The sequence below is a fragment of the Bdellovibrio sp. MYbb2 genome, assembly GCF_056175685.1.
The window spans coordinates 1-13,509 of sequence record NZ_JBJKJI010000001.1 but is presented as its reverse complement, the minus strand read 5'-3'; the positions used below and the strand labels follow the sequence as shown (position 1 = coordinate 13,509).

General features: G+C 49.9%; 13 protein-coding genes. 6 read left to right on the top strand and 7 right to left on the bottom strand.

The window, feature by feature from the left end; all coding sequences use genetic code 11:
• Positions 1-120 precede the first annotated feature (120 nt).
• The 3 genes from AC04MQ_RS00065 (at position 121) to AC04MQ_RS00055 (ending at position 3,564) form a co-directional block, all read left to right on the top strand.
• On the top strand, positions 121-1,776 hold the full coding sequence (locus AC04MQ_RS00065) for a methyl-accepting chemotaxis protein (protein WP_475390446.1): 1,656 nt from the start codon (positions 121-123) through the stop codon (positions 1,774-1,776).
• 124 nt (positions 1,777-1,900) lie between these two features.
• On the top strand, positions 1,901-2,962 hold the full coding sequence (locus tag AC04MQ_RS00060) for a linear amide C-N hydrolase (protein WP_475390444.1): 1,062 nt from the start codon (positions 1,901-1,903) through the stop codon (positions 2,960-2,962).
• Positions 2,963-3,030: 68 nt separating this feature from the next.
• Positions 3,031-3,564 (top strand): acyl-CoA thioesterase, encoded by a 534-nt coding sequence (locus tag AC04MQ_RS00055; protein WP_475390443.1) that lies wholly within the window; start codon positions 3,031-3,033, stop codon positions 3,562-3,564.
• A 1-nt stretch (position 3,565) separates the two neighbouring features.
• Here AC04MQ_RS00055 and AC04MQ_RS00050 read toward each other — a convergent pair whose 3' ends face one another.
• The 4 genes from AC04MQ_RS00050 to AC04MQ_RS00035 all read right to left on the bottom strand — a co-directional run bounded on the left by AC04MQ_RS00050 (position 3,566) and on the right by AC04MQ_RS00035 (position 7,055).
• Positions 3,566-4,375, bottom strand: coding sequence for a nucleoside-specific channel-forming Tsx family protein (locus tag AC04MQ_RS00050; protein ID WP_475390441.1), 810 nt, complete (start codon positions 4,373-4,375; stop codon positions 3,566-3,568).
• A gap of 11 nt (positions 4,376-4,386) precedes the next feature.
• A complete protein-coding gene (locus tag AC04MQ_RS00045; protein WP_475390439.1) occupies positions 4,387-5,841 on the bottom strand; it encodes a substrate-binding periplasmic protein in 1,455 nt (484 codons plus the stop codon).
• 81 nt (positions 5,842-5,922) lie between these two features.
• A complete protein-coding gene (locus tag AC04MQ_RS00040; protein WP_015089824.1) occupies positions 5,923-6,180 on the bottom strand; it encodes a hypothetical protein in 258 nt (85 codons plus the stop codon).
• A complete protein-coding gene (locus AC04MQ_RS00035; protein WP_475390437.1) occupies positions 6,177-7,055 on the bottom strand; it encodes a TIGR02147 family protein in 879 nt (292 codons plus the stop codon). The genes AC04MQ_RS00040 and AC04MQ_RS00035 overlap by 4 nt, the downstream gene beginning before the upstream one ends.
• Before the next feature lie 116 nt (positions 7,056-7,171).
• Between AC04MQ_RS00035 and AC04MQ_RS00030 the strand changes: the two genes are divergently transcribed.
• Entirely contained in the window at positions 7,172-7,522 is a 351-nt protein-coding gene (locus AC04MQ_RS00030) for a hypothetical protein (protein ID WP_015089826.1), read from the top strand.
• 55 nt (positions 7,523-7,577) lie between these two features.
• On the opposite strand, the gene AC04MQ_RS00025 is transcribed toward AC04MQ_RS00030, so the two are convergent.
• Both AC04MQ_RS00025 and AC04MQ_RS00020 read right to left on the bottom strand, forming a co-directional pair.
• On the bottom strand, positions 7,578-7,916 hold the full coding sequence (locus AC04MQ_RS00025; protein WP_475390435.1) for a hypothetical protein: 339 nt from the start codon (positions 7,914-7,916) through the stop codon (positions 7,578-7,580).
• A gap of 165 nt (positions 7,917-8,081) precedes the next feature.
• Positions 8,082-8,582, bottom strand: coding sequence for a hypothetical protein (locus AC04MQ_RS00020; protein WP_148278686.1), 501 nt, complete (start codon positions 8,580-8,582; stop codon positions 8,082-8,084).
• Positions 8,583-8,884: 302 nt separating this feature from the next.
• Between AC04MQ_RS00020 and AC04MQ_RS00015 the strand changes: the two genes are divergently transcribed.
• Complete coding sequence (locus tag AC04MQ_RS00015; RefSeq protein ID WP_475390433.1) at positions 8,885-10,852, top strand: DUF1588 domain-containing protein; 1,968 nt, start codon at positions 8,885-8,887, stop codon at positions 10,850-10,852.
• 9 nt (positions 10,853-10,861) lie between these two features.
• Positions 10,862-12,319, top strand: coding sequence for a DUF1552 domain-containing protein (locus AC04MQ_RS00010; RefSeq protein WP_475390431.1), 1,458 nt, complete (start codon positions 10,862-10,864; stop codon positions 12,317-12,319).
• Between the two features lie 103 nt (positions 12,320-12,422).
• Here AC04MQ_RS00010 and AC04MQ_RS00005 read toward each other — a convergent pair whose 3' ends face one another.
• Positions 12,423-13,256, bottom strand: coding sequence for an outer membrane beta-barrel protein (locus tag AC04MQ_RS00005; protein WP_475390429.1), 834 nt, complete (start codon positions 13,254-13,256; stop codon positions 12,423-12,425).
• Between the last annotated feature and the right edge of the window lie 253 nt (positions 13,257-13,509).

The window sequence follows — 13,509 nt, the reverse complement described above, 5'->3', positions numbered from 1 at the left end:
GTGAGTATATTCACAGAATTGTCTCAAATTTACTATTTAGTCTAAGCCCTTCAGGCGGTCCTGATTTTCTCCGAAAATAGGAAGTCTCTTTTAACAATTCTCAGAGGTTTCAAAAAAATTATGGCAATCAGTTCTTGGTTCAAGGGTATTAAAGGCAAGCTTTTTGTGTGTGCTTTGATTCCGATGGCGGGCTTCGCGGCTCTGGGGTGGGTGGCGTACAAAGATATGAGCATCGTCGGCAGTATGCTGAATGAAGCTTATGTCGACGTCATTCCGAACATGAAAGCCATGGGCGAGGTTGAAGGCAGTCGTGCACGTATTGGTCAGTACCTGTGGGGTGCTTTGGCCAACAAGGACGTGCCAAAACATCGTGACAGCTATGTTGGTAAAGCCAAAACAGCCATCACTGAATATAAAGAAGCGATAAAGGTTTATGAAGCGGCTTCTTTCCAGCCGGGTGAGGCTGAATTGTACGAGCCGGCAAAAAAAGTCAATGCCGAATACATTCAGGAAGTCGAGCAGTTGATTGCATCTTTGGACAAGCCGGATGCTGACTTTGACAAGTTGCGCGAGGTGATGACGGAAGGTTCTTATCTGAAGCATTCCACGGTCATCAAAAAAACCGCCGGTGATGTGGTGGCCATGTATGAAAAGATGGCCGCTGACAATAATCTGCTGCAAAAATCCGAAACCAAAAAAGGCATGATCATGCTGGCGGCCATTGGCGGTGTTTCCGCAGTGCTGGTGTTTGGTTTGCTGATGTTTATCGGTATGGCGCTAAGCCGCACGGTAAACAGCACCGTTTCCCGTCTGGCGGGTGCCGGACACCAGGTGAATGAAGCCATCACCCAGCTGACATTGGCGGGTCAGGGTTTGTCTCAGTCCTCGACATCCGCGGCGGCTTCTTTGGAAGAAACCGTGGCGTCCCTGGAAGAAATGACTTCCATGGTGAAAATGAATTCCGACAATGCGAAACAGGCTGCATCTTTATCGCAGACGTCGCGTTCAGCGGCTGAAGATGGCGAACGCGAGATCAAGAATCTGCTCGAGTCCATGCGTGATATCTCTCAATCATCCAAAAAGATCGAAGAGATCATCAATGTCATCGACGATATCGCCTTTCAGACGAATTTGCTGGCACTGAATGCGGCCGTGGAAGCAGCCCGTGCCGGAGAGCAGGGGAAAGGCTTTGCGGTTGTGGCGGAAGCGGTTCGCGCCTTGGCCCAAAGATCCGCGTCAGCGGCAAAAGACATCACGTCTTTGATTAAAGACTCGGTGGAAAAAATTGAAAATGGAACTCACATTGCGGATAAGTCCGGGGATGTTCTGAATAACATCGTCAATTCCATCAAAAAGGTGGCGGATCTGAATAACGAAATCTCTGCGGCCAGTGCCGAACAGACGACCGGTATTCAGCAGATTAACAAGGCGATGAATCAATTGGATCAAAGCTCCCAGTCCAATGCGGCTTCTTCTGAAGAAATCGCAGCGACATCGGAAGAGATTTCATCCCAGTCTGATCAAATGCAGATCATGGTGCGTGAACTGAGCAGCTTCGTCACCGGCTCGGCTGATGTTGAAGCTGCGGCGGAAACGCCAGCGCCGTCCCGTGTGTCCTCTGCCAAAGCTCCGAAGAAACCAGAAGCTAAATCGGCGAAGGTGATGAAGTTCACTCCTCCACCAAAGAAAGCGGCGGCTCCGGCCGCGGCCGCAGTCATTCCGTTTGATTCCGATGAAGACCCGCGCGCCAAAGTCGGCACGACCGACGGATTCTGATTTTTCTAAAACAAGTGTACCGACCTGGGGCCTTTGACGAAAGTCAGAGGCCTTTTTGTTTTCATACAGATGGCTCGTTCACAGGCATTGGTGTGCAATGGTTGTAAACAGGGAGTGATTATCTATGAAAACACTGACAGTGCTTTTATGTCTGCTCTTGGTTGTTCCTGCGTATCCGTGCACGCGGATTTTGTGGGACGGGAAAAATCAGGATGTGATCGTCGGGCGTAATATGGACTGGTCCGAAGACACCGGATCTAATCTGTGGCTTTTCCCGCGGGGGATGGAACGTGAGGGGATGGCCGCCACCAATCCGGCAAAGTGGACCTCAAAATACGGCAGTGTGATTTTGTCCATGTACGATGTGGGCACGGCCGATGGGCTGAATGAAAAAGGGCTGACGGCCAATTTGCTGTACTTGTCTGAAAGTCACTTCGGCATCCGCGATGAACGACTGCCGGGTTTGTCCGTAAGTCAGTGGGCGCAGTATTTTCTGGATAACTTTGCCACGGTGTCTGAAGCCATGGCGTCGTTGGAAAAATCACCAATTCAGGTGCTGATGGCCAGTGTGCCTACGGCTCACGGAGTGCGCCAGGGTACGGTGCATTTGGCCTTATCAGACAAGACCGGGGATTCCGTGGTGATGGAATACATTGATGGCAAAACCAAGATCTATCACGGCAAAGAATATCGCTTTATGACGAATTCTCCGCCCTTTGATCAGCAGCTGAAATCCATGAAGCAGTATCAGGGGTTTGGCGGCAGTAAAAAACTGCCGGGCACCACCGAGGCGGCGGATCGTTTTGTGCGTGCGGCCTTCTATACGGAGCGTCTGCCTGAACCCAAGGACTATCGTGAAGCGGTGGCCGGGGTGTTGAGTGTGATGCGAAACGTGTCGCAGCCTTTTGGCGTCCCGGATCCCGCGCGTCCGTATATTTCCACCACGCGCTGGCGCACGGTTGCGGATCTGACCCGTGGTCTTTACTTTTATGAAAGTACTTTGAGCCCCTATCTGGTTTGGGTTGAATTACCTAAATTGGATTTCAAAAAAGGGGCTACGGTGAAGAAGATCACCCTGGTCAAGAACTATGACCTGATCGGGGATATCACTGCGAAATTCAAAACCACGCCGGTGTTTCGCTTCCTAAGACCTGATGCCGAAGGTTCTTTGAAGGCTCAGAATTAAGTCCGTTTTGACTTCGTAAAGCCCTGCTTGTTAGGCTTTATATCGGCCCTGGGGCTTTCGAGGTTTTTATGAATTTGTTTTTCCGTCTTTTGCATGTTCTGATTTTTTCCCGTTTCCGTTCCCGCGTGGGCATTATGGATGAATGCGCGACACCGTTTAGAGTGTGGCCGACAGATCTGGATGTTCTTCGTCACATGAACAATGGGGTCTATCTGTCTTTGCAGGATCTGGCGCGCACCGATTACATGATCCGTGCTCAGGCCGCGGGGGCGATTGCCGCTGAAGGCTGGTATCCGGTGGTGGCCTCTGAAACCATCCGCTTTCGCAGGTCTTTGAAGGTCTTTCAGAAATTCCATCTGCACACACGACTGATCACCTGGGATGATAAGTATCTTTATCTTGAACACAAGTTCACCAGCCGCGGGGACCTTGTGGCTATCGGTATGATTCGCGCGCGCTTCTTAAGTAAAAAGGGCGGGACGGTATCACCCGCGGAGCTGATGAAGGCCGTGGGCGAAAACCTGACAGCGCCCCTTATGCCGGAATACCTGCAGGCTTGGATCGCTGCCGATCAGGGGCAGTCGAAAGCCGCGGGCGTCTGATTCAGAACTTGTATCCCAAAACCATATAGTGTCCGAGGCCGGAGGTTTCTCCGGCAATACCGCCGTCGACAAACTGTCCATAGTCTTTGTAGTACTTCAATCCATAGCCCAATGAATAATCGGTTTGATGCCAGTAAAAGCCGTTGTACCAAGCCACCGAACTGGTGGTTCGGCCGGGCTCTTGACCGATCTCGTCGGCAGAGAAAATGAAATCCAGATATCCCTGATAAGAAATGAAACTTTGATTGGCGAAGTGATAAAACGGAGCAAACCAGTTCACCGCCAGAAAGTATCCATCCCAAGTGTGTTCATTCACGGCGCCATAGTTTTCACGGACATAGCGGGCCATCAGATTCGCGCCCAGTTTTCCATTCCAAGGCACTTTGAAATCCACACCCAGACCGACGCATTCTTCAAACAGCGCCCGGTCACCAACAATCAACAGCGTCGCCAGATACCATTCCTTAACCGGCCCCCACGAAAGGTTTTTCTGCGCAATGTGATTGATGGAAAAGCGCGGGAAGGTTTTCAGAAACAGATTGTCGCTGTCATGAAAGTCACTGTCTTTGGAATCAAAAATATCAAAGACGTCAAAGAATCCGTAAAAGTCCAAAAAGCCCGAACGGCCCCCGAACTCCATCTCGATGTAGGTGTCGTCTTGCTGGTCAAAAGGATTTTTGTTGTCAAAGCCCTTGTACAGATTGAACTGCAGCCAGCTGAAGTTCTGCGACTTTGCGGCCTCTTGAGAAAACGCGTCCGGGGACAGTGCCAGTGCCATTGTCAGCGCAAGCAGGGGCAGAACTTTGAACATGGATCCTCCTGTCAGTGCAGATAAGAAGGTGCAAAGATCTTTTGCAGTCGGCCGGATTTTGAAAGTTCCTGAATGGCCGAATTTATTTCCTCGATTTTCAAGGTGGATTTTTTCGAGACCGCACATTTCACATCCACAGAATCAATTTCCAGCGGGGCTTTTTGCAGGCGGGAATCGTTGCTTTTGTAATAGCTGTATTCAAGGCTGTTCAGCAGAATCAACGGCACCCGCTTCACACTGAGTTTTTCCACGTTGGCAGCGCCCGAACCGGCGTCTTCGCGTTCAAGGCTCTTGTCGTTAAAGTAGGGCGTCAGGGCCGGATAGACAAAGTTCAGCACTGCACCAATGCGTTTGCCTTTCAGGTCGTCTGTCGTCCGAATCTTGGCGACTTCAGGATCACCAGCGTGGCCCACGATCAAATCACTTTGGCGGAAGATAGGGGAACTCCAGTGGTACTGTTTTGCGTACTGACCGGCCCAGGCTTCGGTGTCATAGCAGACCAGCTCAATCTGCCCGGAAGCAAGGCGCGCATCCAGACGGCCTCGTGGCAGCAGCACGAAGGTGATGGGGCGTTGGATCTTTTTACCGATTTCCAGAGCTATATCGAAAAAGACCCCGCCACGCACGATGCCGTCGTTGTCTGAAGATTTGTCGAAGTGAATGAACGGAGGCGAGTCATTACTGTTCAGACCATAGGTCACAGGTTTGGGAATGGTGTTTGGATCTGCGTAGCGCTTGTATATTTTGCTGATCACCTGGCGGTCTTGAAGTTTGTCGATGGCACGGTTGAGTTTTGCCAGGGGCAGGGTGGATTTTTTTGATAGCGAACACTGGATTTCTGTTTTATCCAGTGCAAAAGAACTGCGATGCAGGGACGGGTAAATGCTTTTGTAATAGCTGTATTCGATTTCACCAAGAATGATATAAGGAACCCGGCCAGTCAGCAGCTTCTTAATGCTGACTTCGATGGTCGGGCTGTCGTTTCGGGTCAGTTCGTTGGTGCGGAAGCGGTCGTCTAAATCAGCATAGAAATAGTTTTCAACAGTTCCAATGGCCCCTTTGATCTGATCTGGGGTTGCAAATGGGACATCGCCCAGTCCGACCAGAACGTTGGCGTGGGTGTAAAGTGTTTTGCTCCACAGGGCCCCGTCGGCAAAGGGCAGGCGCCAGCGTTTGCTGTTATGGCAGACCAGATCAATTTTATTGTTAATGATATTGGTGGCGACACGTTTTCGCGGAATTCGTCCGATGGTGTAGTCACCGCCCAGTTCATCACCGATGGCGACCGCCATTTCGTAAATCAATCCACCGGTGGGAATTGGATTGTTCTGATTTTCAAACTGGAACAGAAGTGGTGGGGCATTGCTGGCAATGAAACCAAATTTGATAGCGCCCGAAGCCTCGGCAGAGGCCACCTGATAGACAGCAGCAGATACAAGAATCAGGATAAGGCGGCGAAAGTTCATGCCACTAGTTAGTGAGTTTGCCCCACTGTTGTCAAAATTTTTTCACCGCTTTTGTCACACACTTTGGCAATCCATTGAATGCTATTGATGACAGTCAGAAATGTCCTCGCTGGCCACAAGCTCACCGGTGTTTGTCCACGCAAGTAACACTTTCGCATCTGAGGAGAGCTCAAATACCAAGTCGTCTCTGTGCAGTTCATTCTGGATTTTTTCCATGTGATTTTCCAGGCACGATTCAAATCCCGAAGAGTCGCCGCCACCTTCCTTCACGCCGCGGGCAAAGGCATTCGTTGAAAGAGCGGTCAGGATCAGAAAACAAGCGGTGAAAACATTTTTCATACATTGTCCTTTTGTTTGGTCATTGGGAAAAAGCTGACTTGCAGTTGATAAACTTCTTTGGCCTTGCGCGGTTGAAAGTCCCGCGCAAAGGAGCGGCGAAACTCGGCAATGCGCTCAATCGCCGGGGCCAGATCCTCGGGATCAAAACACAAAGTGGCCGAGGTGTGATTGCGTCGGGTCAGTGGCACTTCCTGCACGGCTTTTTGGGACAGCTCCAGCAGTTGGATCTGATATTTTCTGGCGGCATCCGAGGTTTCGGTCGGGCTCAGATGGGTCAGTTCGCCATTTTCAGAGGCATCGATCCACTTGCCTTTGGTATTCTTCTTTAAAAGTCCCAGGCGCATCAGGCGTTCGACGGCAATATTCACTTCAGACTTGGTAATTCCCAAACGCTGACTGATCCAGGCACTGTCAGATTTGAAATCATCCACATAAGTCAGTTCCAGAATTGCATAGTGGTACCAGTCCGAAATGACAGCAAAGGTGTCCAGGGTCAATTGCTGGAATTTAGCTTTCGCATGGCTATTTTCCGAAGCCGCCTCGGGCGTTGTTGGCAGCTGGCGCAGCTGATCCGTCGAAAGACCCAGCGCCATTCCCAGACGCATTTTCATTTTTTCGGTGATCGGGCGCTTGCCATTGATCATCTGGGAAAGGGCGGAAGGTTCTACTTGCAGCGAACGCGCGAAAGATCGAAGCGAATAGTTGGGATTGGTCCGGCAGCGGGCCACCAGCTCATCTTGTAAGAGCTGTTTAAAGCTGCGGGCTTGGATTCTTTTGCTTTTAAGTCGGGTCAGTTCCATGGCGAGCAAGGTCTTAGCATTGATGGCAAGGTAAAAGCCAGATTTATTGACACAATCCGTGTCAGCTTTTGACACATGTAATGAATCAGGGGTGTGTCGGCATTTGACACACTTTGTGTCAAAGTAACTTGGCTTTTTCAGACAGTCTTTTTAATAACGAGGCCAGGAATCAACAAACGAAAGGAATTAAAATGAAAACGATGATCTTGGCAGGTGTGATGGTGGTGGCGGCTTCTGTGGCTCAGGCGTCTGATGGGCAGGTGCTGTTCCATTGTGAAAGTCTTCCCACTGTGGATTCGGCATTAACAGTGATGGGAGTGGCAGATGAGATCACTGCTGATGTGGATGTCGTGGTGATGGTGGCCGGACAGGTTAAAACGCAAGACCGCGGCGGTTTGCTTGAGGGAGCGACTCGTTTTGAAGGACAGATCTTTGATATCGAGTTTGATCATGTGACCCGCATTATCGCCAAACAGGCCAACGAGGTCTTGAGTGTGGGGCAGGCAGATTCATTGGTCTGCACTTATCCATCTTTGCCGTAAATAAAAAAAAGGCCGCGGGATTCGCGGCCTTTTTTAACAGGTCAGAAGTTCAGACCTATTTGCAGGTCAAAATGCCTTTTTCAGTGTTGAAACCTGGAGTGTTGCTTTCCTGGGATACGTAAGCTTTGTCAGCACCCATTGCAAACTGAACAACATACTTGTTGCCGCCAGGGATGATTTCCACACACTCATAAACCGGAATGTCAGCTGCATAACCTTGGCAGTTCATGTCGATCACGAACTCACGATAGTCAAAAGCCAAAGTCGCCTTGCCAGTCGCAGGCATTTCAAATTCTGCATAAGTGCCAGAGTTCAGGGGGCCTTCGCATTTGATAGAATCAGCGAATGCCGGGCCAGAGATCAAAAGAGCGGAAAGTGCGATCAGGTGTTTCATGATAAATCCTCTTGGTTAAAGTGTGTTTTGCACGGACCTTGTAACCTAAAAGGGGGGCTTTGAGTGTTTGGATCCCGTTAAGACGCCGGGAAGTGTTCCGGTCTTTTCCGGGAATAAAAAAAGCCACCCGGAGGTGGCTTTCAGACTATAACTGCGAATTTATTACTATTCTTGGAAGTCTTCGATCGCGTTTTCGTCACGCAGGTGGAATTTGAAATCCGGGCTGACATAGATCCCGCTGGAGATATAGCCCGGGGTGCAGTTTTCTTTCATGTAGTCCTGGATCACGCTGTCGTCTTCTTCGTAAGGAATGTCACAGCTGCCAGTGTCGTAGGCTTCATGCTGGATAAGGCCCTTGTAGGCAATGAATTCACCTTTTGCAGAATACATCTTGGTCAGGGAACCATATTCCACGCTGGCGTCGGCTTTCAGCTGATAGTCGCCTTCCAGAATGGTGTCGTACCAGATGTTGGATTCATATTCAGCGGCTTTCAAAAGAGCGGCTTGGTCCTGGGCACTCAGGCTGTCCAGTTCAATTTCTTCAAAAGTCTCGGTGCCGGATTCGACCACCGCATACAGCTTTTTAAGGAAGGCTTGTTCCGCTTTGGAAGAAGCAACGGCATTTACAGAGAAAACAGAAAGCATTAGTGCCAATAGGATTTTCATGGGGACTCCAGTTCGTTTGATGGGCCTGTTGTAGTCCCGCAGAGAAGCGAAGTAAATTGCATACACTGAAAGAATATATGCTTTGAAAGAATAATAAACTCCGGGCCGATGCAGGAACTGATACAGAATGAGACTGGGAAAAGCGGCATTTTTCCCAAGCAAAATTGGTAATGCTCAGTGCTTGTTCACTTTGCTCCGGACAAAAGACGAAGAAAGTGTAAATGCCATGAATAACTCGTAATTTAGGATCCACTCCGTCAGTTATCTGCCGAAAAGCAGATATCACGAGGTAAACTCTAACTATGGACGTTAAAGCTGCTTACAGACTTGGAGCCTTTTTGGTCGTCACGCTGCCGATGATGGTGGCCTTTCAGAACTGTAGCGCCTTGGACATGGGGCCTGCCGAGTTAAGAACGGGTACACCTGTTGTCACGGAAGAAGTGCAGCAGGGGCAAAAGCTGTATGTTGAAAACTGCGCCAGCTGCCATGGTTCGGTGAAGTCGACAGCAAAGCGTTCACGCACGGCCGAACAGATCTCTATCGCCATTAAAACAGAATCCCAGATGCGTATGATTTCTTTAAGTCAGGGCGAGCTGGAGTTGATTGCCAAAGCCCTGTCCCCTGATGCCTACAATCCACCACCAGTGGTGAATGAAGACAATCGTCAGGAATTTGCCTGCACACCAGGACAGTTGCAAAATACCCCGATGGTCAGGCTGACCAACCGTGAATACAAAACAGCTTTGTTTGCTTTGTTGGATGATTTTGCGCCCACTTTAAAAAGTGATACCACATTGGTTTCAAAGATCGGCGCCATTCCAACGGATGTTGCCACGGAAAACCGTGACACATTGAAAGAGCAGTCTTTGTTGATGACTGCGCCTATTTCCAACGCCTTGTTTGAATCAGCCTTCCGTGCATCAGAACTGGTGGTCGGGGCAACGACGGGTTTACGAAACTATCCGAACACCAATCAGTGTCTGAATGCGGGCAGCATCACCCAGTCCTGTCATCAGTTGTTTGTGAAAGAGCTGGGCAGCCGTGCTTTCCGCCGTCCTCTAAGCACAACCGAAGCCAACGAAGTGGCGGCCCGTTTCTGGGATGCCTCTTTGACCAAGTCAGAACTGTTGCAGGTGACCTTCACCGGTGTTGCGACCATGCCGGACTTCCTTTACAAAATCTATGACCGCGGCAGCGCCGTTGTTGGCAGCACCACAGTGCTGAGTCTTTCTGCGCATGAGCTGGCGACGAAGATGGCCTTCTTCCTGACGGGGTCTCCGCCGGACAGCACATTGAAAGGTCTGGCTGACAACGGGCAGATCCTGGATGACACGGTTCTTGGTCAGCAGATCGATCGACTGATGGCGACTCCGGGCGCGAAAGACATGATCCGCCGTTTGTTCCGTGAATCTTACGGTTACGATGTCTTTGATCGTTTGCAGTACGATTCTGGCTTTATCGGCGGTGTCAATACCAGTGGCCTGGGCGAAGTGATGGCCTCAGAGCTTGACGGATACTTTGAAGAAGTTGTGCTGAATCGCTCGGGGACTTTCCTGGATATCATGACTTCCAGATTCACCAACGCCACGGACGGGCGCATGGGTGTGATTTACAACGTCAATGCCGTGACTGACACACTGGCTGAAGACCGATCCGGATTCCTGAGTCGCGCAGCGATGTTGACCAAACGATCCGGCTTCACGGCGTCACCGATCAAGCGTGGTTTGAGCATTGTTGAACACGTGCTTTGTCAGGATATTGGCCTGCCGCCACCAAGTGCTCCGACCTCATTGCCTGTTCTGACTGAAGACATGATTACCACCCGTTATCGCACGGCTCATTCCACCGAAGCATCGGGAACAACCTGCGTGGGTTGCCATTCCAGATTTAATACTCTGGGTTATGCCTTTGAAGGCTTCGACAGCTTCGGCCGTTCCCGTACTTCCGAGACAATCTATAAGAACAATCAGGCCATTGGATCACTTCCGGTGGACACATCCTATTCGAGCAAAGAAATCACCGGAAAATCAGTTTCCGGAACCGGCGCCCGTCAGATGTCAGAACAACTGGGCGTCAGTGATCGCGCGATGATGTGCTTTACAAAACATCTGAAGCGGTTTGAGGCTCGCGTGCCGGCGGATGCCAACGCGAACTGCCAGATGAATCGCAGTTTAACAACATTGTACGGGAAAGACGGCACTCAGGGCTCTATCAAGGGCGCTATTAAAAGCCTTGTTCTTTCACCTGAATTCAGACGCTGGAAATACTAAGGGGACGTTATGTCGATGTACTATTGCAAGAAAACCCGTCGTCAGTTTTTGGTCGGATCCGGAAAAACACTTCTGGCCCTGCCACTGTTGCCAAGTCTGATGCCGGTGGAAGCTTTCGCACAAGCTGCGACTCCGCCGAAGCGTATGATGATGTTCTGGTTTGACCACGGTAATGTGAACGTCCTTTGGCCCGCAAAAAGTGCGGCAACGACCGCGGTGGGTTCCAGTGGAATGAAAGAAGTGCTGCTGCGAAATCTGGGTACGGCCAGCACCATCAGTCCGGTGCTGAACAACCCGTTGTATGAAACTTTGAAAAACAACGACCAGATGACGATTGTTCGCGGTCTGGATGCTTCAGTTCGCTGGGGTTCGGCTCACGGGAATTTCGTGGTGGCTTCTGCGCAGGATCGAAATTCAGAAGGGGGATTCCCTTCGATTGAATCTGTTTTGGAAGCTTCAAAGACTCTTTATCCGGATTCAACACCGGCCTATGTGCGTAAATCCATCCGGGTCAGTCTGATGGGGGCTGGGCCCTTGTTCTATCAGAAGGTCGGCAGCAATGTGCAGGTCATCCCGCACTATGAAGACTGGACGATCCGCAACTTCTATAACGAAGTCTTTGGCAGTTTGACCGCGGGAACGACGGCTCCGGCGGATAACACGAATGAATTGAAATCCAATATTTTGAATCGGGTTTTCGGGGCTTACACGGGTTTTAAAAACAGCCGTAAAATTTCAGCCGAAGACAAAGCCCGTCTTGAGCAACACATGGGATATATCTCGGATTTGCAGAAATCCCTGGTGCAGGTGGCGCCGACGCCGACTTGTTCGAAGCCTGCGGACCCGGGTTCGGTTTCCGATCCGGCTTTGTGCAATCGAATTTATATGGACCTGTTGGCTGTGGCCTTTAAGTGTGGTCTTACCAAAGTGGGCGTCATGGCTTTGGAGGCGCAGGACCCACAGTGGATTCCGGGTTTAAGCGGACTGGGTACCAACGTGCACGATGCCATGCACGGCAGTCGTGGCAGCGCTATTCAAAGAACCGCGTTTGAGGTTTGGTGGAAATACTTTGCCAATATGATTGCCGACCGCTTCTTGGCGCCTTTGAATGTCGAAGAGGGTGTTACGGGGCGGACCTATTTGGAAAACATGGTGACGGGGATGCTGTGTGCCGGTGGCATGGGCGACCTCGGTGATGACAACGGCCACCAAGGCTATGATTCCCAGCAGGTATTGATTGGTAATATGGGCGGGGCTTTGCGCTCGGGTCGTTATGTGACGATGCCGTCTGCGGGTTTGCCATACAATTGTTTCCTCATCACCCTATTGCAGTTGATGGGTGTGCCGCCGTCTGAATACGCCTTTGCGACGCCAAACGGACAGGGCTTTGGCTATTATGGGGAATTCCCGGCCAATCATGTTTTGAAAGGAAGATTCTATCAGCCGATTTCCGAGATTCTGACTTAAAAGACGGATTCCTGGAAAGGGGATGTTGTCGCAGAATTTGAACAATAAAAAAGCCGACTTTGCAGTCGGCTTTTTTGTATTCGGAATGAACAACAACTAAAAACTAGAAGTTGAAACGACCTGCTACAGACAGAACGATAACATTGTATTTATCAGCATCGCTGTGAGAGAAATCGTAGTCCAAACGAGGAATCAACGCGAAAGTACCCATTGGCATTACAGAGTATGCAGAAAGACCCAATTTGTTGTAAGAGTCAGTAGCCGTGGTGCCATTTTCATTTTCAGTTTCTGCGAAGCTTACGTAGTTCAAAGCACCACCGAAAGTGATGTCAGTAACTTTTGTTTCGTAGAATGCAGACAGACCCATTACGTTGCCACCTTTGGTTTTAACGTCGCCGAAGCCTTCAACATCAGTCGTGCGCTCAGTTTTGATCACATAGTTCAAACGACCGCCGATAACGCCGCCAGCTGCTTCAGTGTCCATACCTACATATGGATTGAAAGAGTAGCCGCCAGTTGCTGCAGAAGTTTCGTTGCCATCAATTTTTGCTTTTTGAAGACCCAAAGACACACCCAAACCGTAACGAAGAGTGGAAGCTCCCATGTTGGAAGTACCTTTCAAAGTTACTGTTGGATCCTGAAGGCCGGTTGTTTTGTTTTTTGGAGTGGAATCGTCTTCTACGGAAGTGAACGCCAAAGCGCCTTCGATAGAGAACTGATCGTTGATACCGTATTCGTAAGAAGCACCAGTGTTGATAAGACCAGTGTATTTGGTCTCATCAGAAGCACTGTCTGCTTTGATGGACGTGGAAAGAAGGCCCAAACGTGCCGTCACATCAGACTGACCCGCTTTGGATTGGAAGAAGAATTCATTGTCTGCTGCATTTGCAGATACGGAAGCCAATACGATGGCTGCTGCGATTACTTTAGAAAACATTTGGAGCTCCTTAAGCTGTTAATACTCAGTTGAGTCCAAATATTCCAAAGCTGTTTAACTTAATAGTCAACAGTCGACATTTAACATAAAGAATCAAATTACCTGAATTGGTCAGTTATTAGGTGGCTTTCTTCTTCCATCTGACCGGTGTGGCTCTAGGAAATAGCCATGTCGATTGGAGTGAACCCCGATTTTTTGGACACAGTTAAAAGTTCACGGACTCCTTGTACTCGACTGGGCTCTTCATGCCAAG

Coding starts and splice junctions, on each gene's coding strand:
- AC04MQ_RS00005 (WP_475390429.1), bottom strand. CDS start 13,256: ATGTTTTCTAAAGTAATCGCAGCAGCCATCGTATTGGCTTCCGTATCT.
- AC04MQ_RS00040 (WP_015089824.1), bottom strand. CDS start 6,180: ATGAAAAATGTTTTCACCGCTTGTTTTCTGATCCTGACCGCTCTTTCA.
- AC04MQ_RS00030 (WP_015089826.1), top strand. CDS start 7,172: ATGAAAACGATGATCTTGGCAGGTGTGATGGTGGTGGCGGCTTCTGTG.
- AC04MQ_RS00015 (WP_475390433.1), top strand. CDS start 8,885: ATGGACGTTAAAGCTGCTTACAGACTTGGAGCCTTTTTGGTCGTCACG.
- AC04MQ_RS00055 (WP_475390443.1), top strand. CDS start 3,031: ATGAATTTGTTTTTCCGTCTTTTGCATGTTCTGATTTTTTCCCGTTTC.
- AC04MQ_RS00020 (WP_148278686.1), bottom strand. CDS start 8,582: ATGAAAATCCTATTGGCACTAATGCTTTCTGTTTTCTCTGTAAATGCC.
- AC04MQ_RS00025 (WP_475390435.1), bottom strand. CDS start 7,916: ATGAAACACCTGATCGCACTTTCCGCTCTTTTGATCTCTGGCCCGGCA.
- AC04MQ_RS00010 (WP_475390431.1), top strand. CDS start 10,862: ATGTCGATGTACTATTGCAAGAAAACCCGTCGTCAGTTTTTGGTCGGA.
- AC04MQ_RS00045 (WP_475390439.1), bottom strand. CDS start 5,841: ATGAACTTTCGCCGCCTTATCCTGATTCTTGTATCTGCTGCTGTCTAT.
- AC04MQ_RS00065 (WP_475390446.1), top strand. CDS start 121: ATGGCAATCAGTTCTTGGTTCAAGGGTATTAAAGGCAAGCTTTTTGTG.
- AC04MQ_RS00050 (WP_475390441.1), bottom strand. CDS start 4,375: ATGTTCAAAGTTCTGCCCCTGCTTGCGCTGACAATGGCACTGGCACTG.
- AC04MQ_RS00060 (WP_475390444.1), top strand. CDS start 1,901: ATGAAAACACTGACAGTGCTTTTATGTCTGCTCTTGGTTGTTCCTGCG.